Origin of the sequence: Faecalibacterium sp. Marseille-Q0746 (assembly GCF_017377595.1) — a bacterium.
Classification (GTDB): Bacteria; Bacillota; Clostridia; order Oscillospirales; family Ruminococcaceae; genus Faecalibacterium; species Faecalibacterium duncaniae.
Genome location: NZ_JAFREI010000050.1, coordinates 1 through 1,086, shown reverse-complemented (window position 1 = coordinate 1,086; position 1,086 = coordinate 1). Strand labels below are relative to the sequence as shown.

Annotated in this window: 1 protein-coding gene; it reads left to right on the top strand. The window is 47.2% G+C overall.

Annotated elements, in window-relative coordinates:
• The first annotated feature begins 568 nt into the window (after positions 1-568).
• On the top strand, positions 569-787 hold the full coding sequence (locus tag J3351_RS13985; protein WP_080545308.1) for a hypothetical protein: 219 nt from the start codon (positions 569-571) through the stop codon (positions 785-787).
• Positions 788-1,086: the final 299 nt, after the last annotated feature.

Sequence of the window (1,086 nt, the reverse complement as noted above, 5' to 3'; positions counted from 1 at the left end):
TGCTGGGTATCCGTAAAACAGTTTTCGAAAAATGACACGGCAACTGCCTGTCAGGATTGGTTACGGAGTACCCGGCTAGGCCGAGGAAGCATCAAGTCCCATGTCCGCACCGTTAAGGTGTTGGGTATGGGGCTTTTTGCATTTCAGGAACGTATACACCTCTGGAAAGGTGTAACACACTAGACTTTGTACCAAAGTCGTGTGCCAAGGGTGCTGCGCCCCTTTGGAATCCCTGCTTACATCGCCTGTGGGCGATGTAGATTCGCCGCACAGAAAGCTCTCACAAAAGGCACACCCGGCTGTCTGCGGCGAGGAGAAGGCACTTCTGCGGAAGTGTAATAACCCACTATGACACTTTCATCCCTGTGGTCTGCAAAGTGTAGTGGGCTCTCCGAGGGGGAACGGCTGTATAGAGTGCGTTTCGGGCAAATCGCCGCATACGTGTATACGGAAGATGGGTACGCACGTACGCAGTAAATCGGCCAAGTTCTCCCATGTAGAGGGTGTAATTTCGATAAAGAACGTGGTATAATTGACTCAACAAATCGATTTGTGGAGGCGATTATTTATGAAAAAAGAAACCAAGAAATCTATCTTATTCTATGCAGCTTCTGCTCTGTTATATATGGCTTCACTTATTAGCTTCATAAGTGGAAATGATAATTCTATGGCTGTTGTATGGTTGTGTCTTGGTTCATCATTTCTTTGCCTTGGCTCGACGCATCTTTGTTTAGGTTTGTCTCGTAAGAAAAAGGGAAACGACAAAACCGATGCAAGCAATAAATAAATTCCTAGTATATCGCACTCACTCCTAAGCAGGGTTTGGGGCAGGCACGCCCCAACAAGAAGCTGTCCCAAAAGGGCAAGAATTTTCAAGAATTGAAAATTTGTGGCCACGGGACGATTCTTGCTCTCACGAAAACCCATACTTTTTGAAAATCCGCTTTTCGCAGCCAAAGGAGGATGCACCATGAAAAAAGAGATCGAAGCCTTCGTCAACGCAGCCAACGAGCAGGAGTTGGAAGCCGCATGGAATAACCTCTCGGCAGAGGAACAGCGAGTTTTCGAGCAGCTCATGGAGGAAGA